Source organism: Ruegeria sp. AB5 (genome assembly GCF_056542645.1).
Genome location: NZ_JBQGAE010000004.1, coordinates 170,606 through 195,271, shown reverse-complemented (window position 1 = coordinate 195,271; position 24,666 = coordinate 170,606). Strand labels below are relative to the sequence as shown.

The window sequence follows — 24,666 nt, the reverse complement described above, 5'->3', positions numbered from 1 at the left end:
CAAGCGGCAGGACATGAATTGGCGACTTGAACGGGCCATTTGACGCAGGAATTGCTGGGCTAGGGTGAAGCGCGCGGGTCGAGGCACACCAACTTCGCATGCGGGGATACCAAGGGCAGCAATGCCGCGCATTGATAACGATGCCAACAACTTGACCAAAACTCTTTGGCCCAACTTTCCCAGATCACATTCGATGCTGAAGTCTTTGGAGCGGGTAGACGGAATCGAACCGACATAGCCTGCTTGGAAGGCAGGGGCTTTACCATTAAGCTATACCCGCTCAGGGTTGCGCCTTCCTATGTGATGGCCAAGAAGGCGTCAAGAGCGAACTATCAGCCGGTCGAAATGACCCCCATGAAAGGCTGTTTTGGATTGCACGAGGCTGATATGACACAAGGTGTTCTGCTCGATATTGCAGGAGTTCTGTATCAGGGCGACCGACCGCTGCCTGGCGCTGTGGAGGCAATATCGACCCTCCGGAATGCCGGTCTTCCAATCCGCTTTCTGACAAACTCCACACGTCGACCAAAGCGCTCGATCCTGAAGAAACTTCGGGGATTCGGACTTGACGCGTCATCGGACGAAGTCCTCACCCCTGCAGCCGCGGCGTGTGCCTGGCTCAAGGAAAATGGCTATGCTCCGCATTTGCTGGTTCATCCTGATCTGGAAGAAGACTTCGCAACCTGTCAGACGTCAGGCCCTTGCGCGGTCGTCGTCGGAGATGCCGGGCAATACTTCACCTATGAAAGGTTGAATACGGCCTTTCGCCTGATCAATGGTGGCGCCCCCTTTCTCGCCTTGGCTTCCAACAGGATCTTTCGCGATGTGGATGGTGACCTCAGCATGGATGCAGGCGCCTTCGTTCGAGCACTTGAGTATTCAAGTGGAACAAAGCCCCTTCTCTTTGGCAAACCTGCACCGGCTTTTTTCCACTCTGCAGCGCAAAGCATGCAACTAGAGCCCGCCAACGTCACAATGATCGGTGACGATGCCGAAAATGACATCGCAGGCGCTTTGAAAGCGGGTCTGGAAGCAGCTATTCTTCTTCGGACCGGAAAATACCAACCTGAGGACGAGACACGTTTTGAACCTCGGCCTTCGTCAACACAAGATAACATTCTATCTGCTGTCAATTGCTTGGTTGAAGGGCACGTTTGACTGACCCTTGATTGCAAATCTCTCGGCCAGAGCGAGATCTCTTGGCCGACGATCGGTGTCGGCGCGCGATCTCGCTGAGTTTCTGAAGGAGACGTGGCGCGCTACGCGCGTAAAGTAGATTTGGCGACAAATCCGAATGCTTGAAACTTGGATTGGGCGCCCAGACCGCCAAGAGCCATTGAAAAACATGGGAAAAGGACGACGGACACCCAAAGTCGCCAGGATCAACTGCGATAGCGGCAACGGCACGAGATTTCCACCTAGCCCAGCCTAGTGCCACTTTTCTGCCGGATCGCTGTCCGCGTAACCGCGTAAGGTTTCGATGTCGGATATCTCGGCATGGTTTCGGGAAATCTTGACCCCAACGGGTTTCAATCGCGAGAATGCCCGGCTGAGGCTCTCTGGTTTCATTCCCAAACGCCCGGCAATCAGCATCTTGTCGTAAGGCAGTTCGACCTCGCACTCGCCCTCTTCTGCTTCACACAAGGACAGCAGAAACTCTGCAACCCGCTGCGCCCCGGTTTGCGCCTTGAGCTGTTCAAGCTGAGCCACCAGAGAATGCAAATGCGTAAATGTCGAAGCGAGAATGGAAATTCCAATCTGGGAATCCTCTTTCATCAGCGACACAAGAACCGGGCTTGGAATGTGCATGACATCACATGCCGAGACTGCTTCGGCTGACACCGGGTAGGGAACGTTTCGCAACGCCACGGCCTCGCCAAAGCTTTCACCTCGGGTAAAGACGCTTACAACGGCCTCGGACCCGGTCGGTGACATGCGAAACAGCTTGACCCAGCCCGAAAGCACGACATGCACCGCTTTGGCCTCTTCTTCCTGCAGGAAAATCGTCTCGCCCCGGTCGTAAGTCCGCCAGATCGCGTGGCTCAGCAAAGTGTCGACATGCTGTTCCGGCAGACTGCGCAGCAAAAGTGATTGCCGTGCAACCGCTTTTTGAACTTCATGTGCCACGAAGGTATCCCCTCTCCTTCGCCGGTTTCTCGGACCGGTCCTTTCTTGTGATACCAGCTATGGCAAATGGTTGTAAGACGCACCCGTCTTTTCCAAGCCCGGAACTTGACTATTGTCATGTATCGCCCCCCGTTCACGCCATAGTGTCGGCCCAAAGCCAGTTGTCCGGGGAGCATCTCAGATGGATTTCGAGCGATTTTTCAGCCAAAGCCTTGACGCCTTGCGGGACGAGGGAAACTATCGTGTTTTCATTGACTTGCAACGCCACTGCGGCGCGTTTCCCAATGCAAGACAGACCGATGGATCAATCGCACGTGACGTACGCATCTGGTGTTCAAACGACTATTTGGGAATGGGGCAGCACCCGGCCGTGATTTCGGCGATGCATGAGACGCTGGATCGGTGCGGTGCCGGTGCGGGCGGGACCCGGAACATCTCGGGCACCACACATGATCACGTTTTGCTGGAATCCGAACTGGCCGATCTGCACGGGAAAGAGGCCGCCCTGCTGTTCACCTCCGGGTACGTATCGAACTGGGCGGCGCTGGGAACTCTGGCCGCTAAAATACCCGGTCTGATCGTATTTTCGGATGCGCTGAACCATGCGTCGATGATCGAGGGTATTCGCCATTCACGGGCGCAAAAGGTGATCTGGGCACATAACGATCTGGCAGATCTTGAGGCGAAACTGGCCGTGGCCGACCCGGAAGCCCCCAAGATGATTGTCTTTGAATCGGTCTACTCGATGGACGGTGACATCGCTCCGATCAAAGAGATTTGCGATCTGGCAGACAAGTATGGCGCCATGACCTACCTTGATGAGGTCCACGCCGTTGGCCTCTATGGCCCGCGCGGCGGCGGTATTGCCGAGCGTGAAGGGTTGATGGACCGCCTAACCGTAATCGAAGGCACGCTTGGCAAAGCCTTTGGTGTCGTCGGCGGATATATCGCCGCCTCGGCTGCCTTGTGTGATTTCGTACGCAGCTTTGCCAGCGGGTTCATCTTTACAACTGCCCTGCCGCCGTCGATTGCAGCCGGAGCTGCGGCATCGATCCAGCATCTCAAACACTCCAGTACCGAGCGTGATCTGCAAAAAACCCGCGTCGCACAAGTTCGGGCCCGATTGGATGCCGAAGGTATTCCGCATTTACCCAACCCTAGTCACATCATTCCGGTGACGGTGGGGGACCCGGTGAAGTGCAAATTCATCTCGGACATGCTGCTGGAAGAATTCGGGATCTACATTCAGCCCATCAACTACCCCACGGTGCCCAAAGGCACGGAACGGTTGCGGATCACTCCGTCGCCCGTCCATACCAACGCAGATATCGACCATCTTGTTGGTGCCCTGTCGACCTTGTGGCACCGCTGCCAGATCGCGCGGATGCCGATGGCCGCTCAATAAACAAAGCCTCCCTTTGCTTTGCGACCTGCCGCCCTTTTGTGGGCGGCTTTTTTTACACCAGATACAGGCCGAAAATCACTAGGGCAAATGCTACAAACACCATGGTGAAACCCCGCAGCCAGGCCGGGCTGGTCGAGAGGTCCAGATAGCGGGCGAGGATGACGCGGCATTTCAACGTCGCGAAGGTCAGAATTCCGGCACCCAAAAGCGTGGCTGGTATCGGCAGCAGGGTCAACGCTGCGGATGCAACGCTGAGTATCAGCAGGAAAAGCCATGCTCGGACCAGATGGTTCGATGCCCGGCTGCGAGAATAGCTTGGCAAAGATGAAGCTGCGGGCATCGACATCATCCCAGAAGGTAGATCACGGGGAACAGCATGATCCAAACCAGATCAACCATGTGCCAGAACTGTGCGCCTGCTTCGATGTTGCGGGGGTCATCACGCCAGGCAACCAGCAGCAGGATGCCGACGCCCGCCAGCACATGCGCCGCGTGAAACCCGGTGAGCAGGTAGTAGAACAGGAAAAAGGGGTGGGTCTCGAATGTGATACCCTGCGCGGCCTTTCCTGCGTATTCCGCGCCCTTGATGATCAGAAACACCAGGCCCAATACGGCGGCTGCGATCAGCGCCACGCGGGCTGCACCCCGACTCGCAGCCTGTCGCCAGCGCAAGGCCTGAGCAGCCAGATAGCCAGAGGTGACCAGCACCGCCGTATTGAGCGCCGCCCCAGTTCGATACAGGTGCGATTGCGCGTCGGCAAATCCAGCAGGATCAGTCAGGCGGACACCCATGAATGCAATCAGACCAGCGCCGAACACCAGCAGTTCCGAGATGATCAGCACCCACATCAGCAACTCGCCCGGAAGCTCGTCGATCAGAGAAGACTCGGTCATGCGCCAACCAGTTGGCGGTAGATTTGCGGCAATGCCAGGGTCAGGCGATGCGGGTCCGGAATAACGGCAAAACCGCCCTGTCCAAACATCCGGGGGAACCAGCTTTTGCCGGTCTTGTCGATGGTAACGCCAAAGACCGATTGTCCGGTGCGACGTGCTTCGCGGACAGCTTGTCGCGTGTCTTCGATGCCGTGGCGGCCTTCGTAGTGGTCCAGATCGTTGGGTTTGCCGTCAGTGATCACCAGCAGCAGCCGGCGTTTGCGCGATTGAGTGGACAGATCAGCCGAGCAATGACGGATCGCCGCGCCAAGCCTTGTATAGTGGCCCGGACGCAGCGAAGCGATGCGCTGCTCGACCACCCCGCCCATCGGCTCATCGAACCGTTTGCAGCGCTGGATATAGACGCGCTGGCGTTTCAAGGAACTGAAGGCATGGATCGCAAAGTCGTCACCGCAGGCGTTCAAACCCCAGGCAAGCGCAGCCAGCGCCTCGCGCTCGATATCGATCACGGCACGGCCAGTGACGGCGCTTTCGGTCGAACGACTGACATCCAGCAGGATCGAGACAGCCAGATCGCGCGCCTCGGGGCGAGATTGCATCCATATCCGTTCAGTCCCTTCACCATTCGCACAACGATCAACCTGCGCCCGAACGGCGGCTTCGACGTCCAACTGATCGCCATCCAGATGGCCACGTGTCATGACACGGCCCGGACGCAGCGCTTCGAACTGGCGTTTGACAGCGCGGATGCGGCGGGCGGTTGCAGGGTCTTTACCGAAAGTGGCGGCATCGTCACGGATCTCGGCATCCGAGAGCAGAACGTTCACGTGGTCGGGCAGGTATTGCCCCGTGCGCACGTCCCATTCGGGATAGAGGATGCGGCCAGACAGACGCTCGCGGTTTACATCCTCCGGCGCCAAGTCCAGATGAAGTTTCAGCTTGGTCGGAGGTGCCTTGGAGATCTGTCCGAGGCCGATCTCTTCCTGATCGTCGGCAGCCTTCTTGGCGTTGTCGGGATCGTCATCGTCGATGCGGCGGTTGATATTCAGGAACTCGGCCCAGCTGAGGATGGCTTCGAATTTGTGCAGGATGAAACTGTCGCTGCGCTCGGCCTGGTCTGATTTACGGCGGCGGGCACGGTGGGTTTTTTCGCCGGAGTCATCGGGCGGACCTTCGGTATCAGGGTTTTCCACCTCACTATGTTCCGAGAATCCAACGGCCCGCAATTCTGGCCACAGGGGAACCGGGCGCATCGGTTGATAGTTGCGCGGGGCGATCAGGTCATCGTCCAATGCCATAAGTTGTTTGGCTTTTTCCGACAGCGGCTGACGGTCGTCTAGATTATGTCTGATCAGTTCTTCGACTGCTGCCTCAACAGGCGGCAAGCTGGGGACGTCGCGTTGATGCAGCACGCCCTTGCAAAGCTCTGCATAAAGCGGGCGCAGGCCGGGGGCGTCGTCCAATGTCGCCGCAACCATGCTCTGCGCCGCGATCAGGCTGCGCAGATCGGCGCGCAGAGGGTCTTCTTCGTCAATTCGGGGTCCGGCATGGGCCGACGCAGCCGCCAGCCAGACATAGAGCGCACCATTGGCTTTGCGCGCGGGGAAAACGGCCAGCCGGTCCGGCAGGCGCAACACCTCGCCATCGAACGAGGCGCGCGGCATCAACTCGGCCTCAGCGCCCAGGCGGCGACGCCAGCTTAGACGGTGGCGCGAAACTTCGGGTGAGACCGGGCGCAATTCAACGCCCGGGCTACCCCCCAGACCCCTAAAGAGAACGGCCAGCCGCCCCGCGACCTGTGTCAGGTCGACCGCGGCTCCATCGTGCACCTGAGGTGCGTCGAGGCGGCTGGCAAGGGTGTGCCACAGTTTCCCGATCGTTTCTTCGGGTTCCCATGGCTCAAAATCGATCCTGACCATCGGCCGGCCTCACCCAAAGACAGCAGTGACAAGATCGAGGAGCCCGCGTTTTATATCCTCATCATCGGTCAGAGGTTCGATCATAGCGGCAAGGATGGCGCGGTCGGTGGACATGCCTTGTGCAATCAGTGTCGCGGCATAGACAACCAGGCGGGTGGAAACGCCTTCCTCAAGATCCTGACCCTTAAGCCCGCGCAGCTTGTTCGCCAGGCGGATCAGCGGTTTGCAGCGGTCAAGCGGCAGCCCGCTTTCCTGCGCAACAACTTCGGCCTCCATCTCGGGCGACGGGAAGTCGAACTCCAGCGAGATGAACCGTTGTCGGGTCGAGGGTTTCAGGGTTTTCAGGATGTTCTGGTAGCCGGGGTTGTAGGAGGCCACCAGCATGAAGCCGGGGGCAGCCTCAAGCTCTTCGCCGGTGCGATCGATCGGCAGGATGCGCCGGTCGTCGGTCAGCGGGTGCAGCACGACGGTGACGTCCTTGCGGGCCTCGACCACCTCATCAAGGTAGCAGATCGCGCCTTCACGCACCGCCCGGGTCAGGGGGCCATCGACCCAGACGGTTTCTCCACCCTTCAGCAGGTAACGACCGATCAGATCGGCAGCCGCCAGATCGTCGTGGCAGGCCACTGTATAAAGCGGACGGCCAAGGCTGGTGGCCATATGGGTCACAAAACGTGTCTTGCCGCAACCTGTCGGCCCTTTCAGCAGAACCGGCAGATTGTTGGTATAGGCGGCGGCGAACACATCGCATTCATCGCCCTGGGCCAGGTAGAAGGGGGCATTTGCCGCCCCCTTTTTCAGTTGCATGGAGCCGTCCATATTCATCACTCCGCAGGGGTTTCGACGGCGCCGGGTTCAATGATCTCTTTCCGGGGAACCCAGATCGAGTAGATGAACAGCAGCGCACCAAGGACCACAACCACACCAGAGCCGAGACGCATCCAGTAGAAGATCGCGATCTGGTCCTGAACATCCATGAAGTAGTCTCCGACCACACGCTGCATGTGCGTCTGCACGGTTCCGCCGAAGGTCAGGACAAAGGTCATGAAGACCATGCCGCTGGTCATCAGCCAGAACGACCCCATGTTCAGCACCTGATTGTAGGGATCACGGTTCTTCAGGATCGGCATCGCATAGCTGAAGATCGCCAGATTGAGGCAAACATAGGCACCGTAGAAGGCAAGGTGACCGTGTGCTGCCGTGATTTGCGTGCCGTGGGTATAGTAGTTCACCCCATGCAGCGTGTGCAGGAAGCCCCAGACACCGGCCCCGAAGAAGGCAAGCGTGGCACAGCCCAGCGACCACAGCAATGCGGCCTTGTTGGGGTGGTCACGACGTCCTTTCCAGACCATCACAAAGGCAAAGGCCATCATCGCAAAGAACGGGATCACTTCGAGGCTCGAAAAGATCGACCCGATCCATTGCCAGTAGCCCGGGGTACCGATCCAGTAGTAGTGGTGACCCGTGCCAAGAATGCCCGAGAACAGCGCGGCAGCGACAATGACATAGAGCCATTTCTCGACCACCTCACGGTCGACACCCGTCAGCTTCAGCATCAGATAGGCCAGGATTGAGGCCATGATCAGTTCCCACACACCTTCGACCCACAGGTGGACGACGTACCACCAGTATTGCTTGTCCAAAGACAGGTTGCCCGGGTTGTAAAAGGCAAACAGGAACAGCAGCGCCAGACCCCACAGGCCCAGCAGCAGGATGTTGGTAATGGCGGTCTTCTTGCCCTTCAGAACGGTCATCGACACGTTGTAAAGGAACATCAGCGCGGCCACGACGATGCCCACCTTGACCCATTTGGGCTGCTCAAGGAACTCGCGCCCCTCTTTGCCCAGCAGCCAGTTGCCTTCGAACAGGTTGAAGACATAGGTCACAACAACGCCCAGCGTGCCGACCACAAGGATGATCAATTGCAGATAGGCCAGCGTTGGCGAATGGATATCACGCTCGGATTCCTCGGGGATCAGGAAATAGGCCGCACCAAAAAAGCCCAGCAGCAGCCAGACGATCAAAGAGTTGGTGTGCAGCATCCGCACGATATTGAACGGCAGAAGATCACTCAGGAAGTTCGGGAATACATAGATGAAACCGGCCAGAAGGCCGCCGATTACCTGTATCGCGAACAGGGCCATCGCTACCGCAAAGTAGGCGTAGGCGATTTTTTGGGTTTCGTATTTCATTGCTCTGTTCCCTTTCTCAGCCTGCCTCATTGGGCGGCCAGCCCTGCGCGTCGATATTGTCGGTCCAGATCAGGAAGTTGGTCAGATCGCGGATATCTTCGTCGCTGAGGTTGAAATTGGGCATTTGCCGACGACCGGGAATGCCGGTCGGCTGTGCTTCCATCCAGCCTTTGAGGGCTTCAAAGGCTGATTCCGGGTCGTCCAGCACACCCCAGCGCGTCATCACATTCGCGACTTCGGGCGCGAAGTAAGCGCCTTCGCCCATGATTGTGTGGCAGTTGATGCAGGCGTGTTTTTCCCAGACATGCTTGCCGCGGATCACACTTTCATCAAGTTTTGCCGAGTTTTCGGAGTTGACGATGTACAGGTGCGAATGGGCCGACAGGGCCAGAAAGATGAGGATGAAGAACAGGGACCCGCCATAAAATATGTTGCGAGCCATGCTCTTTGTCATGACTTCTCGCATTGCGCTCTCCTTTGCGCAGATTAGCTTGTATCGTTAGAATGGCGGCCGGGTCCCTCGCCTGCCTTAACGAAAGTCAAGACCAATTTCCCGAAAGCGTAAGGTATTTGAAAAGCTTGGTTTTTCAGGCAACGCGCGGTCCGGTCAGGGCAGACCACATGGCGATCAGGTAGAGTGCAAAGGCTGCAACCCAAAGCCCATCAACTATCAACATCGCGGTCAGGTAACCGGTGCTCAGATCCGACCCAACCCATCTGAGAATCGCAGCCAGTGCCATCAGCCCATAGGCCAGCACCATCGGCGTCGGCGCAATCAACGCGCGTCCGCTGTGACCCAACGCAGCGCGGCTCATGACGGCCAGCGTCATGCCGCCAAGACAGCCAATGCCCAGCACATGCAAAGCCGCGATCTCATTGCCGACGCCCAGCAGCGACAGACCCCAGAGGATCAAACCCAGCGCAAGCATTCCCAGCCCGATGTGCAGGGCAACAAGAATAGGCTGCCTCAGGGCCCAAACAGAGCGCCAACGGCTCATACGCAAAAACTGTACCAAGCCCAGCACAAAGGCAACCACGCCAGTTTCAACGCTGGCCCCCAAGACCAATAGGCTAATCGGCAGCAGAAGCGCGATGACCAGTCCGGCCTTGTCAAGAACGGCCACCGAGACCGGCCATGCCTCTTCCGGTGCGCCGTCACGTATCATCGCGTTGCGGGTAAAGGCGGGTGTGATCCGACCGCCCAGAATCGCGATCATGGAACACAGTGTCAACAAACCGGCCCGCAGACCCAGATCGACCGTGTCACTTGTGACCCCAATCCATTCCAGGTGCGTCAGAAGATTGGCGACCCAGAGCAAGCTGAGCAGCAACAGGAAAACCATGTTCTGCGGTTTTGGGCGCCGGGTCAGTTGGGTCGCGATCTTCACGGCCAGAATCGGCACGAAGGCCAAATCAAGCACCGCGACCAGAACAGGCGGCAGCTCTGCGGAACACCACATTGCCAATCGCCCCGCCAGCCACAGACCGGCCGCCAACGTTATGAAGCGCGCGCGTGCATCAGGTGCTCCGGTCCAGTTCGGCACAGCCGTCAGAAAGAAACCGCCCAGCGCAGCAGTGGCATAGCCGAAAATCATCTCGTGCGCATGCCACATCGGTGCGGTCATCGCATAGCTGGTGTCCGAATAGGAAACTGCGCCGGTCTGGACCAACAACCAAACCCCCCAGACACCACCAACGAACAGACCGTAAAATCCGGCCGACAGAAAAAAGATCCGGAACCCCTCGCCGAAAACCCGCGCGATGACTGCCGACATGCCTGCTCTCCTCGGCTTTGGTGACCACGCTATTGAGCGTAATTAGGTTCGATGCCGGGTCACTTAACCGAAATCAAGCCAACCTAAACATGCCTCGGAAACCCTTATTTTGTTGGGGTAAATCTGGTCCCTACGCACAGTTTCGCGGCTGCCGTTGACTTTCGTCAAGGATGACACCTGCGTGTTGCCCCAGTCTTTGAGCTGCCTCACCAGCAAATGGAGAGTGATCATGTCACTTGGAATCAGCTACAACAAAACTGGCCGCGCCTTCGGGGTCGGTTTGGCGATGCTGCTGGGCAGCGTCGCTGCACCGGTCTTTGCCGAAGAGCCAACCCTAAGCAAGGAAGCCTTTGAATCCTCGAAACAACTCTATTTTGAACGCTGCGCCGGGTGCCACGGCGTGCTGCGCAAAGGAGCGACGGGCAAAAGCCTTGAGCCTATGGTTGAAACGAAGAACGCCGATGGCACTGTAACCGAGTCCGGGACCCTGAAACTGGGACAGGACCGGCTTGAGAAGATCATCGCCTGGGGTACCGAAGGCGGGATGAACAATTTCTCGGACGTCATGAACGAGGACGAGATCCGCGACATGGCGACCTATATCCAGATGGAGCCGCCCAAACCGCCCGAGATGTCGCTTGAGCAGATGATGGCGACCCGCAAGGTTTACGTCGAACCCGAAGACTACCCGACCGAGCCACTGCATGGCCGCAACTGGGAAAACTTCTTTGTGGTCATTGAGCGTGACGTGGGCAAGGTGGCCGTGATCGACGGCGACACCAAGGAAGTGCTGGCCCATATTCCGACCGGCTACGCTGTGCACGTTCTGAAAGCGTCCGAGCACCATAAACTGGAAGAGCCGGAAAACCCGGGGCGCTTCTGGTACACGATGGGCCGCGACGGCAAGATGACCAAGATCGACCTGTGGCAAAACCCCGAGAACATGCTGGTTGCCGAGGTCAAAATCGCCTATGACGCCCGCGACGTGGCCGTATCGGGTGATGGTAAATACGTGATCGGTGGCGGGTACTGGCCCCCTCATTTCGCCATCGTTGACGCCGAAACCATGGAGCCCAAAAAGGTCGTCTCGACCCGTGGTGTGAATGTGGACGGAGACTATGTGGAAGAAAGCCGCGTGGCCGCCATCTACACCACCCCGAACGAGCCCACATGGATCGTCGCGGTCAAGGAACTCGGCCAGCTTTGGCAGGTGGACTATACCGATCTGGACAACCTGAGGATCGACAAGATCGACAGCGCCAAGTTCCTGCATGACGGGTTCTTTGATCCAACAGGGCGCTACTTCCAGATTGCCGCAAACGCGTCGAACAAGATGGTCGTCGTAGACACCCAGACGCATAAGCTGGAAGCCATGATCGACACCGCTCCGCTGCCGCACCCCGGCCCGGGCGCCAACTGGGAAGATCCCAATTGCGGTCCTGTTGCCGGAACAACCCATCTGGGTGAAGGCACGGTCACCGTTTGGGGCAACGACCCCGAAGGCCACCCGGATCAGGCCTGGCAGACCTGCTATGAGGTCGAAACCGACGGACCCGGTCTGTTCATCCGGACCCACCCGACCTCGGACTACATCTGGGCCGACCAGACCAAGCACCCCGAGCCTGAAATTCAGCAATCGGTGCAGGTCATAGACAAGGCAACCGGTGAGATCGTGAAAACGATCCAGATTACAGAGGAGGAAGGCAACGTCGCCGTCCACTTCGAGTTCAATCAGGACGGTTCCGAGGTCTGGGTGTCCAAATGGAACCGCTCGACTTCGAAAGAACCAAACGGTGAGATCGTGATCTACGACGCCAAGACGCTGGAAGAGATCGGTCGCGTTAAGGGGCTGTTTGCGCCCACCGGCAAGTTCAACGTCTACAACCGTTCGAACCACGTCACCTGATGAAGTCAGTAAACAAAATTCGAAAGGGCGGGCCCCTCGCCCGCCCTTTCCTTGTTTGACGTATCAGCCAAATCCACAGGCCTGACTTCCAGGGCCAGAGACGAAAGCCAAAACGGAGACCGGACATGACCTCCGAACCGGAAAAGAAAAAACCAATCTGGCGCCGGTATTTCCTGTGGGGAATGCCCGTCGCCGGTATCGCCGCAGCCTTTGCGGGCGGCATCATCTTCTGGGGCGGGTTCAACACCGTCGTCGAAGCCACCAATACAGAACCCTTTTGTCTGTCCTGTCACGAGATGCGGGATTACGTCTATGAGGAATACAAAGGGACCATCCATGACGTGAACCGGTCTGGCGTCGGTGCAGTCTGTTCCGACTGTCACGTGCCCAAGGACTGGACGCACAAGATGATCCGCAAGGTCAAAGCGACCCGAGAGCTGTATGGCAAAGCCGTGGGGTCCATCAGCACGCCCGAGAAATTCGAGGCCAAGCGCGTCCATCTGGCCATGAACGAATGGGAACGGATGAAGTCAAACGACTCGCGGGAATGTCGCAACTGCCACGATTTCGAATCCATGATGCCCGAATTCCAGAAACCGCGGGCACGGCAACAGCATCTGAACGCGATGGAAGTCGGACAGACCTGTATCGATTGCCACAAGGGGATCGCCCACTCTGACCTGCGTGACCGCGCGGGTGACGAGTATCTGGAAAAGTTGGAAGCCCCCAACCCTGCCTTTATTCGCCAGATCCCGCCGGAATACCTGGCCAGCCTCGAGCGGATACAATCCAAAGAAGCTGCTGACGCAGAAGCGGAGAAAGTCGCGAAACAAGCACAGCTGGACTCGGTTCAGGCCCAAATCGCTGCGGCTGTGGATGCGGCTGTTGCGGAAGAGCGTGCCCAAGCCGCAGGCGAGGCCACTGCCACACCCTCGGGAGGTGGCAGCGATGTTGGCACAAATATCGATTGGGCCGCCATCCCCGGCGCGGATATGAAACTGTTCTATCCGGGGCAGGCCTCGTTCGAATGGGTGCAAAATGGCAGGTCTCATGGCGGCGCGCGCCCGCTGACCAAAGGTGGCGACAAATGCACCACCTGCCATGCCGCCGAGCTGGACGCGATCGGCACCAAGATCGTTGCAGGCGGCGAACTTGAACCAACCCCGATCCCGGGCAAACGCGGCGTGATCGAAGCAACCGTGCAGGCCGCACATGATGAAGAGACCCTCTATATCCGCCTGCAATGGCCCGATGCGGGCCACAACCCCGCACCCTTTGTGGATGGCGGCAAGATGGACCCCGACAACCAGATCAAGGTGGCCATGATGATCACCGGCACCGGGATCGAGCTGGGCGATCAGGTGGGGTGCTGGGCCTCGTGCCATTCAGACAACAGCTATATGCCCTTTGATCCGGGTGCCGAGGCGATTGCCGCAAATGGCGATGTTGCGGGCCGCCTGAACACACAGAACACCGTGACCAAATACATCAGCGAAAGCCGGACCGAGGTCGAGATCAAAGGCCGGCGCGGCAAAGCCCTGGGTGGCTGGGACAAGCTACAGGCCGCCGATCAGATCGAGCAGTATCTGGCCGATGGCACCTATCTGGACCTGATGCGCGTCTATGCCGATGGCAGCGCCACCAATGGCTACCTGCTTGAGCAGCGCGTCGTCAATGACGGGGAAATCGCCGCTTCGGCCAGTCTGGATGGAGGTATGTGGACCGTGGTCTTCACACGTCCGCTGAATTCGGGTGCACCAGGAGACGTCCCGCTGACCGCTGGCCAGACCTATACCGTCGGCTTTGCCATCCACGATGACTTTGCCGCCGCACGGTTCCACCACGTGACTCTGGATACCAGCCTGGCGCTGGACGATGACAGCGCCTTCATCAACGTGGTCAAACAATGAAAAAAAGGGGCCGGGTAATCCGGCCCCTTCCGCTTAGAAGAGGAGACTTGGACGCATGAAACCCCAACACCTTCTTCCTGCGCTGCTGCTTCTGGCCGCGCCTGCTTGGGCGGATGAGACCGCCGAGCTGTGTGTCGAAGCAGAAGAGCGCTATGTCGAACTCTTCGGTCAACCTTCGTCCACCGTTGAGGAAGCCGAAGTTGTTCTGATGTACAAATACACCTTCTGCCCGGTCGAGCTTACGGTGAAGCCGGGTACGACCGTGCGCTGGGTGAACGTGGACAAACGCACCAGTCACTCGGTCCTTCTGAAAGATGGCAGCGAACCCGAAAGCGACCGGTTGTTTCCCGAGGAATCCGTTGATCTGACTTTCCTCGCGCCCGGTCCGCAGGAATATTTGTGCGGCCCGCATTGGGAGACACAAAACATGCTCGGCATGGTCAAAGTCGAACCCTGATTCGAGGCGAACAACAGGCAAGGCCGAAGGAGCGCGGACGCAAATCCCGCGCTCCTTAACTTTAGTCAAGGATACCGCGCACTGGATGCGCGACCCTTGCAGCACGACACGCCCGGATTGCCCAGCACCGTCGTCCAATCGTGCAGGAAAACCCGGGTTCCGAAGACATTCAGACCAAGCGAGTTTGCAGATGATCGGTAAGGTTTTTCTGATTGGCGCCGGCCCCGGTGACCCCGAGTTGATGACCCTGCGCGCCCTGCGGATGCTGCAAGAGGCCGATGTCGTCGTCTACGACCGTCTGGTCTCGACCGAGATTCTGGCGATGCACGCCGAGGGCGCGCGGTTGATCCCCGTGGGCAAAGCTCCGAAATGCCACACCGTATCTCAGGACCGGATCAATACGATCCTGCTGGAAGAGGCTCGCGCGGGACATATTGTGGCGCGCTTAAAAGGCGGCGACCCGATGATCTTTGGCCGCGGCTCGGAAGAAGCCGCCTATCTGCTGGCACAAGGTGTGGCTGTCGAATACGCGCCCGGTATCACCGCAGCACAAGGCGCGTCCAGTTCCACCGGTGTGCCATTGACCCATCGCGGGTTGGCCACGTCGGTGCAGTATGTCACCGGACACCGGCAGGCCGACAAGGTGCTGGATCTTGACTGGAAGCGGTTGGCAGACCCGGATTCGACGCTGGTCGTCTATATGGGCGTCGCCAATATCGGCCAGATCGCCATGTGTCTGATGACCGAGAACCTGCCCGGTTCTACCCCGGTTCTTGCTGTTGGAAATGCGACAACCCCAGAGGAGTGCCGCCTGGTGTCGCGGCTCGATCGACTGGCAGCGGATGTGCGCGAGGCGGAGTTAAGAGCACCCACGCTATTTATAATTGGCAAGGTGGTCTCGCTTTACGCGGAACGGCCTGTGACTGAATTGCTGGAGCAAGCCCATGGCTAAATTTGGTTCCCGCAGATCAGGGCCGCGACCAGTTGCCAGAAGGCACAAGGGATGGCCCGCGCGCGCCGTCCTCACGTCTGCCGTGCTTGTGGCCACAACAGCCTTTGCCGCCGACACGCTCGACCCGAACGCGCTGAAGCGCCTTGTCCATCAGGATTGCGGCTCGTGCCATGGCTTGTCACTGAAAGGCGGCCTTGGCCCCGATCTGCGGTCAGAGACGTTGGACCACTACGATCCCGAAATTCTGAGCAGCGTGATCCTCGACGGCATCCCCGACACCGCAATGCCACCCTGGAGGCCCTTGATCAGCGAAGAAGAGGCCGAATGGATCGCCCGCTACCTTCTGGAGTCACACGCAAAATGAAGCATCTCGTCCTTGGCTTTGCCGCTTCTTTGATGATGACTGCGGCCCATGCCGAACCTACCGCGACCGGAGATTTGGGGCTTGTGATCGAACGCGCCAACGGCTCGGTTCTACTGGTGGATCAGTCGGACCGCGCAGCACTGGCCCGGATCGAAGGGCTGGGCGATCTTTCACACGCATCACTGGTCTATTCGCCTGATGAACGCTTTGCCTATGTCTTTGGTCGTGACGGTGGCCTGACCAAGGTCGATATCGTCACCCGTCAGATCGCAAACCGTGTTGTGCAGGCAGGCAACGCCATTGGTGGTGCGATCTCGGATGACGGCACATTGGTCGCCGTGTCGAACTATGAGCCCGGCGGTGTGCGCGTCTTTGATGCGAACACGCTGGAGATGGTGGCCGATATCCCGACCGACAGCAAAACCATCGGACTGGTCGACGCGCCCGGTCGGCGGTTTGTCTTTACCATGTGGGATACCGGCGAGACCTGGATTGCCGACTTTGCAAAAGGCGACCCCAGGATCACCAGGATCCCCGACATGGGCAAAAACCCCTATGACGCGCTGATCACCGCAAATGGCCGCACCTATATCACCGGTCTGTTCGGCGAGGACGGCCTGACCGCACTGGATCTTTGGGCCGAAACGCCAGAGCCTATCCGCGTGCTGCCAAACTACGGTCGCGGGCAAGAGGAAATGCCGGTCTACAAGATGCCCCACCTTGAAGGCTGGGCACTGACGGGCCGGGAATTCGTTCTTCCTGCCGTCGGCCATCACGAGGTTCTCTGGATCGACTCAGACACATTGTCCGAGACCGGGCGCACCAAAACCCATGGCCAGCCGGTCTTTGCGATGGCGCGGCCCGACGGGCGGCAGGTGTGGGTGAACTTCGCCCACCCGCTGAACGACACCATTCAGGTCATCGACAGCGTCAGCAAGCAGATCATTCACGAATTCAAACCCGGTCCGGCGGTGCTGCATATGGAGTTCACACCGCGCGGGCATGAGGTCTGGATCAGCGTCCGCGACGCCAACAAGGTCATGGTCTACGACACGCGAACCTTCGAGAAGCTGCGCGAGATCGAGGCCGACAGCCCATCCGGCATCTTCTTCACCGCCCGTGCGCACAGAACGGGGCTTTGAGAGATGCAACATATCACCGACCCACTCGATCGCCGTCTGCTGGATGATTTCCAACGTGGTTTTCCCATCACCCAGCGCCCCTTTCAGGTCCTTGCCGACGCGCTTGGGCTGGATGAGACCGAAGTGCTCGATCGTCTGACGCGAATGCGCAAAACCGGGCGCATCACGCGGGTGGGCGCGACGATTGCCCCCGGCGCGGTTTCCGCCAGCACTCTGGCCGCAGTCGCCGCTCCGGACGCCCAGTTGGAAGAGATCGCGGCCCTGATTGATGCCGAGCCCGGCGTGAACCACAATTACCAGCGCGAAGATGACTGGAACCTGTGGTTCGTGGCCACCGGACCGGACCGCAACCATGTAGACGACACCCTCGCACGGATCGCGCACCGCACCGGGTTGCGGGTTTTGGACCTGCGACTGGTACGCCCTTTCAACGTCGATCTTGGATTCCCCATGTCAGGAGAAACCCGCACTGTCCCCGGCCCAAGAAAAGTAGACAGTTCGGCCATGCGAGATGGCGACCGCCCCCTGTTGCAGGCCCTCAGTTCCGGTCTGTCGCTGGTCTCAGCGCCATACGCTGCACTGGCCCAGACCTTACATCGCCGCACGGGCGACGTGATGGAGCGCATTGAGGCCCTGCACCATGCCGGGATCATCTCTCGTCTGGGTGTCATCGTGCGCCACCGCGCTTTGGGCTGGTCGGCCAATGCGATGGTGGTTTGGGACATGCCCGCAGAACAAGTTGGGGCGGCCGGTCCCGCGCTTGCCGCCCATCCCGGTGTCACGCTGTGCTATGAGCGTAACCCGGTCGAAGGTGTCTGGCCCTATCGCCTCTATTCCATGATCCACGCCCGCTCGCGACCCGAGGCGCTGAAGATTCTGGCCGGTGCCGAAGCCTTGCCCGAACTAACGGGTGCGCAAAACAAAGTGCTGTTCTCGACCCGGTGTTTCAAACAGACCGGCGCGCTGATCCAAACCCAAGAGGCAGCCGCATGACGTTGGATGACATTGACCGTGCGATCCTGAACCGGATGCAGGATGACCTGCCGCTGAATTCGCATCCTTACGCGATAATTGCTGCAGAACTTGGTGTAGCAGAGGCCGATCTGCTGACCCGTCTGAGCCGCATGAAAGACACGCGCGTGATCACCCGGTTCGGTCCTTTCTTTGACGCAGCGGCCATGGGCGGCGCGTTCTGCCTGTGCGCCATGGCTGTACCGTCCAAGGATTTCGAAACCGTCCTGACAAAAGTCAATGCGCATCCAGAGGTCGCGCACAATTATGAACGCTCGCACCGGCTGAATATGTGGTTCGTTCTGGCGACCGAAACGCCCGAAGGCATCGCCGCAACGGTCGAAGCAATCGAAGGGGAAACCGGGATCGCTGTCCTGCAATTTCCCAAACTTCAGGAATTTTTCATCGGCTTCCGGGTGGCAGCATGATTGACGCAAAAGACAGAGAGATTATCGAGGCACTGCAAAGCGGCCTGCCGCTTGTTCCCGCACCCTACGCGCGGGTGGCCGAAGGGCTGGGACTTGACGAAACGACCCTGATATCCCGTCTGGCCGACTTGAAGTCGCGTGGCATCATCCGCCGCATTGCCGCAGCTCCGAACCACTACAAACTGGGGATGACCTCGAACGGCATGACTGTCTGGGACGTCGAAGATGACCGCATCGCCGAATTGGGCGCTCAGATTGGTGCTCTACCCTTTGTCACCCACTGTTATGAACGCCCGCGCGCGTTGCCGGACTGGCCCTACAACCTGTTTGCTATGGTTCACGGATCGGATCGGGATGAGGTCGAAGAAAAGCGTGCGCAGATCACGGCGATCTTGGGCGAAGCCTGCCGGGCGAATGATATCCTCTATTCCACGCGCATCCTTAAAAAAACCGGGCTGCGCCTGCAAAAGAAAGGCTGAGATATGTTCCGCCTGACCGAATACATGCACCAGTTGGTCAACCCGACCCCGGTACGCAAGCGCCGACCCGGGCCGGTGAAACCGGTGGTGATCTGGAACCTGACGAGGCGCTGCAACCTGAAATGCCGCCATTGCTATACCGTCTCGGCGGATGTGGCGTTCCCGGGTGAGCTCAGCCATGAGCAAGCCATGGTAACCCTTGAGGATCTTGGCCAATTTCGCGTCCCGGCCTTGATCCTCTCGGGTGGGGAACCTTTGGACCGGTTCGATTTCTTCGACATCGCCAAACGCGCCCGCGATCTGGTGCCAATGCTGGCGCTTTCCACCAACGGGACGCGGATTTACGACGAAACCGCTGACATGATCGCTGATGTGGGATTCAACTATGTCGGTATTTCACTGGACGGGATCGGGGCCACAAATGATTGGTTCCGAGGAGTTGACGGTGCCTTTGCCGATGCCCTGCGGGGTGTGCGCGAATGCAAGACGCGCGGCATCAAGGTCGGTTTGCGGTTCTGCCTGACCGAGGGCACGCAACATCACCTGCCCGACCTTCTGAAGCTGTGCGACGATGAGGGTGTAGACAAGTTCTACCTGTCTCACCTCGTCTATGCCGGGCGCGGTGACAAAAACCGGGGCGAGGACGCCGAGCACCTACGTACCCGCACAGGTCTGGACCTGCTTATGGACCGCGCGTGGGAGGCTGCATCGGGCGGACGCCCGCTGGATGTCGTCACCGGGAACAACGACGCCGATGCGGGGTATTTCCTGAACTGGGTTCGCACGCATTTCGACGACGCAAAAGCCGCCCATGTCCGAGCCCATCTGGCCGCGTGGGGTGGGAACTCCAGCGGGTTGGGCGTGGCGAATATCGACAATCTGGGGCGGGTTCATCCCGACACCTATTGGTCCGATTACACAGTCGGCAATGTGAAGACCAAATCGTTCTCGGAGCTTTGGACCAGCGACGACCCGATGCTCGCGATGTTGCGCACCCGTCCACGCCCGTTGAAAGGGCGTTGTGGGGCCTGCCAGCTCAAGGACGTCTGCGGCGGTAATACTCGCATCCGCGCCTTGCAATTGACTGGCGATCCGTGGGCCGAAGACCCGGCCTGCTACCTGTCAAATGATGAAATCGGTGTTCAGGACATCGGGAATCGCCTGCTGGTCACGCCATTTCGGGGGAAACGCCATGATCCGGCACACCAGTTCTTTTAAACCCCTGAAAACCGCCTCACTTTGTTCCTTGCTTCTGGCCAGCGCCACATGGGCAGACGCCCCTTCGGATTACGCCCAACACTGCGCCTCTTGTCATGGTGAAAGTCGACTGGGCGGCGTGGGACCTGCTCTGATCCCCGAAACGCTGAAACGGATGCGCGGTCCCCGCGTGGCTGCCGTGATTGCAGAGGGTCGAGCTGCAACACAAATGCCTGCCTTTTCCGACGCGCTGGACGCGCTGCAGATCGAAGAACTGGCGGGTTGGCTGAAATCTCCGCTGGAAACCAGTCCCGAATGGAGCGAGGCCGATATCATGGCCAGTCGCGTTCTGGATGAGGGCTACGTTCCTACTGACGCCCCTGTCTGGGACAGCGATCCGATGAACATCACACTGACCGTTGAGACCGGCGATCATCATGTCAGCGTTCTGGACGGGGACACATTCGAGGTTCTGGACCGGTTCGAAACGCCTTTTGCCGTGCATGGTGGACCCAAATTCAGCCCGGACGGGAGGTATGTCTTCATCATGTCCCGCGATGGCTGGGTCCAGAAATATGACATCTGGGCCTTGAAACAGGTGGGTCGCGTGCGTGCGGGCCTGAACAGTCGTAACATCGCCATGTCAGGTGACGGAAAATGGGTCGCCGTAGCAAACTATTTGCCGAACTCACTGACGCTGCTGTCGACCGAAGACTTGTCGGTGGCGAAAGTCATTGAAGTCAAAAGTAAAAAAGGCGTTCCCAGCCGTGTTTCAGCCGTCTATCAGGCACCGCCGCGCGAAAGCTTTGTGCTGGCGCTTAAGGACGTGCCGGAAATCTGGGAAGTCTTCTACGGGGCCAACCCGCCACAATCCGGGCTGGGTCATGATTTTCGCATCGAAGGCCAGTTCAAGAACCCCGATCCGTTCCCGGTGCGCAAGATCACCACGCCCGATTATCTGGACGACTTCTTTTTCGACCAGAGCTATGAATACGTCATGGGAGCCTCGCGGGGTGGCAATGGCGGACAGGTGATCGATTTGGTGATTGGGCACAAGGTGGCCGATCTCGACCTACCGGGCATGCCGCATCTGGGCTCGGGCATTACATGGAAACATGGGGATACCACCGTGATGGCGACGCCGCATCTGACCGATGGCATGGTGTCGGTGATCGACATGGAAACCTGGAAAACCGTCAAACGGATCAAGACCGAAGGCCCCGGCTTTTTCATGCGCAGCCATGAGAATTCGCCGTATGTCTGGGCCGACGTGTTCTTTGGGCCAAACAAGGACGTCATGCATGTGATCGACAAGCAAAGCCTCGAAATCGTGAAGACTTTGCGTCCGGCTCTGGGCAAGACCGTCGCGCATGTGGAGTTCACCAAAGATGGCAGCCACGCACTGGTGTCGATCTGGGAAGATGACGGCGCGGTGATCGTCTATGACGCGCAGACGCTGAAGGAAATCCGCCGTTTGCCGATGCGCAAACCGTCAGGAAAATACAATGTCTGGAACAAGATCACATTCTCGGAAGGCACCAGCCACTGAGGATAAATGGCCGGTCTGGAAACTGGCCATCCTGCTTTATCCGGCAACGGCGCTTGCGGTTGCGATCAACCTGTTTCTGGCCGGATTGATTGCACATGGCGCGGGTTTCGGCGTCATCGAACCGGTATCGGCGCTGATCTGGTCGGTTCCTCTGGGTTTGCCTGCAACCTGGCTGGCGGGGCGCTGGGTGCGCGGGCTTATGGATGAGGCAGAAGACTGAATTCAATACATAAAGCCAGAAACCCGGACCACCTAACCTAAGTCAAGTATCCGGAGGCACAATTCACATACGACTCAGGAAAGTTTTCCGAGTTGGATTTTCCATGCCCACCCCTGTTCAGTTCCACATCCTCCCTGTGCGCGTGTTTCGCGCGGTATGTGGTTGGGCGGGTGTCTTCCTTCTGTTGATGCAAGTACTGAGCCCGGCGCTGGCGAGTCCCGGGCAAAGTATGTGGATGGAAATCTGCTCGGAGGAGGGTGCGGTCTGGGTTGAGGTTGACCTTAATGAGGACAGTCAGGACCCGACCGCACCCTGCCCGAAATGCGCTGACTGCACACTATGTGCGATGTCCGGCGCGGCGCTGATTCCGGACCTGCCACAAATCGTACAGATCGAATTTGTCCAATTGGTTCACTGCCCCACCGCGGACCCGTTCAATTTGTACACCACTAACTGGCTCTGGCCCGAAACCCGCGGCCCTCCGCGCGGGCCTGAAATCAAAGTCGAACGCGTTCCGCGCGCGTCCATGGCGTCATTCCAATTGTCCGGAGGTGCGCCGTGATCGTAAGTCGCGCAACCCACTTTCTGCTGGCCCTTACCCTGTCCTGTCTGATGGCGCTGAGCACACAGGCCGACAGCCTCGCCAGCTTCCTGCCCGAGATTGAGCCCGCTGATCTGTCCGCCGGTGCCGATGCCTTTGGTCCGGTACGCGAGGATGTGCCCGTTGCCCCGGTTTTGAAGGGTGGCCAGACGGTTGCCTGGGCTTTTCTGACCTCAGACTTTGTTGGCACCACAGGGTATTCCGGTAAGCCGATCCACGTGGTTGCCGCCATCAATTCAGATGCGGTTCTGACCGGTGTGCAACTGGTCAAACACTCGGAACCCATTGTTCTGATCGGCATCCCCAATGCGCGCATGGCCGAACTGACCGAAGGCTACGCCGGTTTGGATCTCAAACGCGAGGCAGAGACCGGGGGAGAAGGGCACGATCTCGACATCATATCCGGCGCAACCGTCACGATCATGGTGATCGATGACAGCCTCGTGCGCGGCGGCATCAAGGTAGCGCGGGCACTGGGTCTGGGCGGCCTGTCACCGTTGCAGGCCGATGGTCCAAGACGCGAAATCGACATGACCAAGAACGCCATCTATGACTGGTCGACCCTATCGGGCGACGGCTCGATCCGGCGGCTGACGCTGGATGTTGGGCAGGTCAATGCCGCCTTTGAGGCCACAGGCGATCAGCGCGCCATCAAACGCCCCGAACCGGGTGAGCCGGATGACACATTCATCGACATGCACATGGCGCTGGTCTCGGTTCCATCCATCGGAAAATCCCTGTTGGGCGAAGCCGAATATCAGAACTTGGTCGAATGGCTGGACGAAGGCGAACAGGCCATTCTGGTGCTGGGGCGCGGAGCATACAGCTATAAGGGCTCGGGCTATGTGCGCGGTGGGATTTTTGACCGCATTCAGCTCATTCAGGGCGACAACTCGGTGCGCTTTTTTGACAAGCAGCAAGAGCGTCTTGGTAGAGTTGCCGCCCCCGACGCGCCCAGTTTCACTGAGCTGGATATCTTCAAAATCCCGGCTGAGGCCGAGTTTGATCCGGCCGAACCATTCCGGCTGCAACTGCTGGTGCAGCGCGCGGTGGGTGCGGTTGAGAAGACGTTCCTGACCTTCGATCTGGGCTACATACTGCCCGAGCAATACTTGCTGCCCGTAGCGGCCCCCAAGATCGTCGATGACGCCACCAGCGAGGCCGCTGCAAAGGCCGCCCTGTGGCAGCGCATCTGGAAGGACCGCACTGTGGAGATTGCCGTTCTGTGCGTCATGCTGCTGGTGCTGACCGCGACCTTCTTCTTCCAGTTCCACGCCACGATGAATGCCCGTGCCTTCTATTGGTTCCGCATCGGTTTTCTGACCATGACCCTGTTCTTCATCGGCTGGTACGCCAATGCGCAGCTAAGCGTGGTGAACCTGATGGCGCTGGCAGGCAGCTTGCGGACCGGGTTCTCGTGGGATGCGTTCCTGCTGGATCCGCTGGTGTTTATCCAGTGGTTTGCCGTAGCTGCTGCCCTGCTGTTCTGGGGGCGGGGGGCCTATTGCGGTTGGCTGTGCCCGTTTGGCGCGCTGCAGGAACTGACAAACAAGATCGCACGCGCGCTGAAGGTACCGCAATGGACACTGCCCTGGGGTCTGAACGAACGCCTCTGGCCTGTAAAATACATGATCTTCCTCGTGCTCTTTGGCATCAGCTTTGTCTCGATCCCGCTGGCCGAGAAGTATGCCGAGGTCGAGCCGTTCAAGACCGCGATCATCCTGAAATTCATGCGCGAATGGCCGTTTGTGGTCTTTGCGCTGGCCCTGCTGGGGATCGGGCTGTTCGTTGAGCGGTTCTATTGCCGCTATCTCTGCCCGCTGGGCGGCGCGCTGGCGATCCCTGCCCGTATCCGCATGTTCGACTGGCTGCGCCGCTACAAGGACTGCGGCACCCCCTGTCAGACCTGCGCCAACGAATGCCCCGTTCAGGCGATCCACCCCACCGGTGAGATCAATCCGAACGAGTGCGTCACCTGCCTGCATTGTCAGGTGCTCTACCAGTCCGAGGACAAATGTCCCGTCGTTATCCGCCAGCTCAAACGGCGGGCCAAGACAGGGTCGGTCCAGATGAAGACCCCACTCGGACAACCACCGGCGAACCATCCGAACGCCAAACCGTTAACCGCTTCCTAAAAG

At 58.9% G+C, this 24,666-nt stretch carries 24 protein-coding genes and 1 tRNA gene; 16 read left to right on the top strand and 9 right to left on the bottom strand.

Going from position 1 to position 24,666, the window contains the following annotated elements; translation table 11 throughout:
- Window positions 1-206: 206 nt before the first annotated feature.
- A tRNA-Gly gene (locus tag ACR0L4_RS10185) sits at window positions 207-280 on the bottom strand.
- A 23-nt stretch (window positions 281-303) separates the two neighbouring features.
- On the opposite strand from ACR0L4_RS10185, the gene ACR0L4_RS10180 reads away from it, so the two are divergent.
- Window positions 304-1,158 carry a TIGR01458 family HAD-type hydrolase gene (locus ACR0L4_RS10180; RefSeq protein ID WP_480512674.1) on the top strand — a complete coding sequence of 285 codons (855 nt, stop codon included), beginning with the start codon at window positions 304-306 and terminating at the stop codon, window positions 1,156-1,158.
- Window positions 1,159-1,428: 270 nt separating this feature from the next.
- Here the strand turns inward: ACR0L4_RS10180 and ACR0L4_RS10175 are convergent, their stop codons facing one another.
- Entirely contained in the window at window positions 1,429-2,127 is a 699-nt protein-coding gene (locus tag ACR0L4_RS10175) for a Crp/Fnr family transcriptional regulator (RefSeq protein WP_170750499.1), read from the bottom strand.
- 181 nt (window positions 2,128-2,308) lie between these two features.
- Between ACR0L4_RS10175 and hemA the strand changes: the two genes are divergently transcribed.
- Entirely contained in the window at window positions 2,309-3,532 is a 1,224-nt protein-coding gene (gene hemA, locus ACR0L4_RS10170; RefSeq protein WP_480512672.1) for a 5-aminolevulinate synthase, read from the top strand.
- 52 nt (window positions 3,533-3,584) lie between these two features.
- Here hemA and ACR0L4_RS10165 read toward each other — a convergent pair whose 3' ends face one another.
- The 7 genes from ACR0L4_RS10165 to ACR0L4_RS10135 form a co-directional block, all read right to left on the bottom strand.
- Window positions 3,585-3,872: a cytochrome C oxidase subunit IV family protein gene (locus tag ACR0L4_RS10165; protein WP_480512670.1), complete on the bottom strand. Its 288-nt coding sequence runs from the start codon at window positions 3,870-3,872 to the stop codon at window positions 3,585-3,587.
- A 5-nt stretch (window positions 3,873-3,877) separates the two neighbouring features.
- A complete protein-coding gene (locus ACR0L4_RS10160; protein ID WP_170750493.1) occupies window positions 3,878-4,426 on the bottom strand; it encodes a cytochrome c oxidase subunit 3 in 549 nt (182 codons plus the stop codon).
- The gene (locus tag ACR0L4_RS10155; RefSeq protein ID WP_480512668.1) at window positions 4,423-6,345 is read right to left on the bottom strand and encodes a nitric oxide reductase activation protein NorD; all 1,923 of its coding nucleotides are present in this window, start codon (window positions 6,343-6,345) and stop codon (window positions 4,423-4,425) included. Before ACR0L4_RS10155 ends, ACR0L4_RS10160 begins: the two co-directional genes overlap by 4 nt.
- A 9-nt stretch (window positions 6,346-6,354) precedes the next feature.
- Window positions 6,355-7,170 carry an AAA family ATPase gene (locus ACR0L4_RS10150; protein ID WP_480512666.1) on the bottom strand — a complete coding sequence of 272 codons (816 nt, stop codon included), beginning with the start codon at window positions 7,168-7,170 and terminating at the stop codon, window positions 6,355-6,357.
- Window positions 7,170-8,537 carry a cbb3-type cytochrome c oxidase subunit I gene (locus ACR0L4_RS10145; protein WP_480512664.1) on the bottom strand — a complete coding sequence of 456 codons (1,368 nt, stop codon included), beginning with the start codon at window positions 8,535-8,537 and terminating at the stop codon, window positions 7,170-7,172. Before ACR0L4_RS10145 ends, ACR0L4_RS10150 begins: the two co-directional genes overlap by 1 nt.
- 16 nt (window positions 8,538-8,553) lie before the next feature.
- Window positions 8,554-9,003: a c-type cytochrome gene (locus ACR0L4_RS10140; protein ID WP_170750485.1), complete on the bottom strand. Its 450-nt coding sequence runs from the start codon at window positions 9,001-9,003 to the stop codon at window positions 8,554-8,556.
- A 121-nt stretch (window positions 9,004-9,124) separates the two neighbouring features.
- A complete protein-coding gene (locus ACR0L4_RS10135) occupies window positions 9,125-10,312 on the bottom strand; it encodes an NnrS family protein (RefSeq protein ID WP_480512662.1) in 1,188 nt (395 codons plus the stop codon).
- A gap of 229 nt (window positions 10,313-10,541) precedes the next feature.
- On the opposite strand from ACR0L4_RS10135, the gene ACR0L4_RS10130 reads away from it, so the two are divergent.
- From ACR0L4_RS10130 to ACR0L4_RS10065, 14 genes are all read left to right on the top strand, one after another.
- Window positions 10,542-12,218: a cytochrome D1 domain-containing protein gene (locus tag ACR0L4_RS10130; protein WP_170750481.1), complete on the top strand. Its 1,677-nt coding sequence runs from the start codon at window positions 10,542-10,544 to the stop codon at window positions 12,216-12,218.
- Window positions 12,219-12,343: 125 nt separating this feature from the next.
- Window positions 12,344-14,128 (top strand): NapC/NirT family cytochrome c, encoded by a 1,785-nt coding sequence (locus tag ACR0L4_RS10125; protein ID WP_480512660.1) that lies wholly within the window; start codon window positions 12,344-12,346, stop codon window positions 14,126-14,128.
- A gap of 55 nt (window positions 14,129-14,183) precedes the next feature.
- Window positions 14,184-14,585 carry a cupredoxin domain-containing protein gene (locus ACR0L4_RS10120; protein ID WP_480512658.1) on the top strand — a complete coding sequence of 134 codons (402 nt, stop codon included), beginning with the start codon at window positions 14,184-14,186 and terminating at the stop codon, window positions 14,583-14,585.
- Between the two features lie 190 nt (window positions 14,586-14,775).
- Window positions 14,776-15,537, top strand: a complete 762-nt coding sequence (gene cobA, locus ACR0L4_RS10115) for a uroporphyrinogen-III C-methyltransferase (RefSeq protein WP_480512656.1) — start codon at window positions 14,776-14,778, stop codon at window positions 15,535-15,537.
- Window positions 15,530-15,901, top strand: a complete 372-nt coding sequence (locus tag ACR0L4_RS10110; protein WP_480512654.1) for a c-type cytochrome — start codon at window positions 15,530-15,532, stop codon at window positions 15,899-15,901. The genes cobA and ACR0L4_RS10110 overlap by 8 nt, the downstream gene beginning before the upstream one ends.
- Window positions 15,898-17,043 carry a cytochrome D1 domain-containing protein gene (locus ACR0L4_RS10105; RefSeq protein ID WP_170750470.1) on the top strand — a complete coding sequence of 382 codons (1,146 nt, stop codon included), beginning with the start codon at window positions 15,898-15,900 and terminating at the stop codon, window positions 17,041-17,043. The genes ACR0L4_RS10110 and ACR0L4_RS10105 overlap by 4 nt, the downstream gene beginning before the upstream one ends.
- A 3-nt stretch (window positions 17,044-17,046) precedes the next feature.
- Window positions 17,047-18,036 (top strand): siroheme decarboxylase subunit beta, encoded by a 990-nt coding sequence (gene ahbB, locus ACR0L4_RS10100; protein WP_480512652.1) that lies wholly within the window; start codon window positions 17,047-17,049, stop codon window positions 18,034-18,036.
- Window positions 18,033-18,482: an Lrp/AsnC family transcriptional regulator gene (locus ACR0L4_RS10095; protein WP_480512650.1), complete on the top strand. Its 450-nt coding sequence runs from the start codon at window positions 18,033-18,035 to the stop codon at window positions 18,480-18,482. Before ahbB (ACR0L4_RS10100) ends, ACR0L4_RS10095 begins: the two co-directional genes overlap by 4 nt.
- Window positions 18,479-18,961, top strand: coding sequence for a siroheme decarboxylase subunit beta (gene ahbB / locus ACR0L4_RS10090; RefSeq protein ID WP_480512648.1), 483 nt, complete (start codon window positions 18,479-18,481; stop codon window positions 18,959-18,961). Before ACR0L4_RS10095 ends, ahbB (ACR0L4_RS10090) begins: the two co-directional genes overlap by 4 nt.
- Window positions 18,962-18,964: 3 nt before the next feature.
- On the top strand, window positions 18,965-20,179 hold the full coding sequence (gene nirJ, locus ACR0L4_RS10085) for a heme d1 biosynthesis radical SAM protein NirJ (protein ID WP_480512646.1): 1,215 nt from the start codon (window positions 18,965-18,967) through the stop codon (window positions 20,177-20,179).
- Window positions 20,154-21,707 carry a cytochrome D1 domain-containing protein gene (locus ACR0L4_RS10080; protein WP_480512644.1) on the top strand — a complete coding sequence of 518 codons (1,554 nt, stop codon included), beginning with the start codon at window positions 20,154-20,156 and terminating at the stop codon, window positions 21,705-21,707. The genes nirJ and ACR0L4_RS10080 overlap by 26 nt, the downstream gene beginning before the upstream one ends.
- A complete protein-coding gene (locus ACR0L4_RS10075) occupies window positions 21,664-21,927 on the top strand; it encodes a hypothetical protein (RefSeq protein WP_480512642.1) in 264 nt (87 codons plus the stop codon). Before ACR0L4_RS10080 ends, ACR0L4_RS10075 begins: the two co-directional genes overlap by 44 nt.
- 103 nt (window positions 21,928-22,030) lie before the next feature.
- Window positions 22,031-22,489, top strand: coding sequence for a DUF2946 family protein (locus ACR0L4_RS10070; RefSeq protein ID WP_480512640.1), 459 nt, complete (start codon window positions 22,031-22,033; stop codon window positions 22,487-22,489).
- Window positions 22,490-22,539: 50 nt separating this feature from the next.
- Window positions 22,540-24,663, top strand: coding sequence for a 4Fe-4S binding protein (locus ACR0L4_RS10065; RefSeq protein WP_480512813.1), 2,124 nt, complete (start codon window positions 22,540-22,542; stop codon window positions 24,661-24,663).
- Window positions 24,664-24,666: the final 3 nt, after the last annotated feature.

Bases quoted from the DNA above. Each gene is read 5' to 3' on its own strand.
- ACR0L4_RS10155 (WP_480512668.1), bottom strand. From the start codon at position 6,345: ATGGTCAGGATCGATTTTGAGCCATGGGAACCCGAAGAAACGATCGGG.
- ACR0L4_RS10140 (WP_170750485.1), bottom strand. From the start codon at position 9,003: ATGCGAGAAGTCATGACAAAGAGCATGGCTCGCAACATATTTTATGGC.
- ACR0L4_RS10130 (WP_170750481.1), top strand. From the start codon at position 10,542: ATGTCACTTGGAATCAGCTACAACAAAACTGGCCGCGCCTTCGGGGTC.
- ACR0L4_RS10125 (WP_480512660.1), top strand. From the start codon at position 12,344: ATGACCTCCGAACCGGAAAAGAAAAAACCAATCTGGCGCCGGTATTTC.
- ACR0L4_RS10105 (WP_170750470.1), top strand. From the start codon at position 15,898: ATGAAGCATCTCGTCCTTGGCTTTGCCGCTTCTTTGATGATGACTGCG.
- ACR0L4_RS10095 (WP_480512650.1), top strand. From the start codon at position 18,033: ATGACGTTGGATGACATTGACCGTGCGATCCTGAACCGGATGCAGGAT.
- ACR0L4_RS10135 (WP_480512662.1), bottom strand. From the start codon at position 10,312: ATGTCGGCAGTCATCGCGCGGGTTTTCGGCGAGGGGTTCCGGATCTTT.
- ACR0L4_RS10070 (WP_480512640.1), top strand. From the start codon at position 22,031: ATGCCCACCCCTGTTCAGTTCCACATCCTCCCTGTGCGCGTGTTTCGC.
- ACR0L4_RS10080 (WP_480512644.1), top strand. From the start codon at position 20,154: ATGATCCGGCACACCAGTTCTTTTAAACCCCTGAAAACCGCCTCACTT.
- ahbB (WP_480512648.1), top strand. From the start codon at position 18,479: ATGATTGACGCAAAAGACAGAGAGATTATCGAGGCACTGCAAAGCGGC.
- nirJ (WP_480512646.1), top strand. From the start codon at position 18,965: ATGTTCCGCCTGACCGAATACATGCACCAGTTGGTCAACCCGACCCCG.
- ACR0L4_RS10145 (WP_480512664.1), bottom strand. From the start codon at position 8,537: ATGAAATACGAAACCCAAAAAATCGCCTACGCCTACTTTGCGGTAGCG.
- ahbB (WP_480512652.1), top strand. From the start codon at position 17,047: ATGCAACATATCACCGACCCACTCGATCGCCGTCTGCTGGATGATTTC.
- ACR0L4_RS10180 (WP_480512674.1), top strand. From the start codon at position 304: ATGGCCAAGAAGGCGTCAAGAGCGAACTATCAGCCGGTCGAAATGACC.
- ACR0L4_RS10160 (WP_170750493.1), bottom strand. From the start codon at position 4,426: ATGACCGAGTCTTCTCTGATCGACGAGCTTCCGGGCGAGTTGCTGATG.
- cobA (WP_480512656.1), top strand. From the start codon at position 14,776: ATGATCGGTAAGGTTTTTCTGATTGGCGCCGGCCCCGGTGACCCCGAG.
- ACR0L4_RS10110 (WP_480512654.1), top strand. From the start codon at position 15,530: ATGGCTAAATTTGGTTCCCGCAGATCAGGGCCGCGACCAGTTGCCAGA.
- ACR0L4_RS10075 (WP_480512642.1), top strand. From the start codon at position 21,664: ATGTCTGGAACAAGATCACATTCTCGGAAGGCACCAGCCACTGAGGAT.
- ACR0L4_RS10150 (WP_480512666.1), bottom strand. From the start codon at position 7,170: ATGAATATGGACGGCTCCATGCAACTGAAAAAGGGGGCGGCAAATGCC.
- ACR0L4_RS10165 (WP_480512670.1), bottom strand. From the start codon at position 3,872: ATGCCCGCAGCTTCATCTTTGCCAAGCTATTCTCGCAGCCGGGCATCG.
- ACR0L4_RS10120 (WP_480512658.1), top strand. From the start codon at position 14,184: ATGAAACCCCAACACCTTCTTCCTGCGCTGCTGCTTCTGGCCGCGCCT.
- ACR0L4_RS10065 (WP_480512813.1), top strand. From the start codon at position 22,540: ATGGCGCTGAGCACACAGGCCGACAGCCTCGCCAGCTTCCTGCCCGAG.
- hemA (WP_480512672.1), top strand. From the start codon at position 2,309: ATGGATTTCGAGCGATTTTTCAGCCAAAGCCTTGACGCCTTGCGGGAC.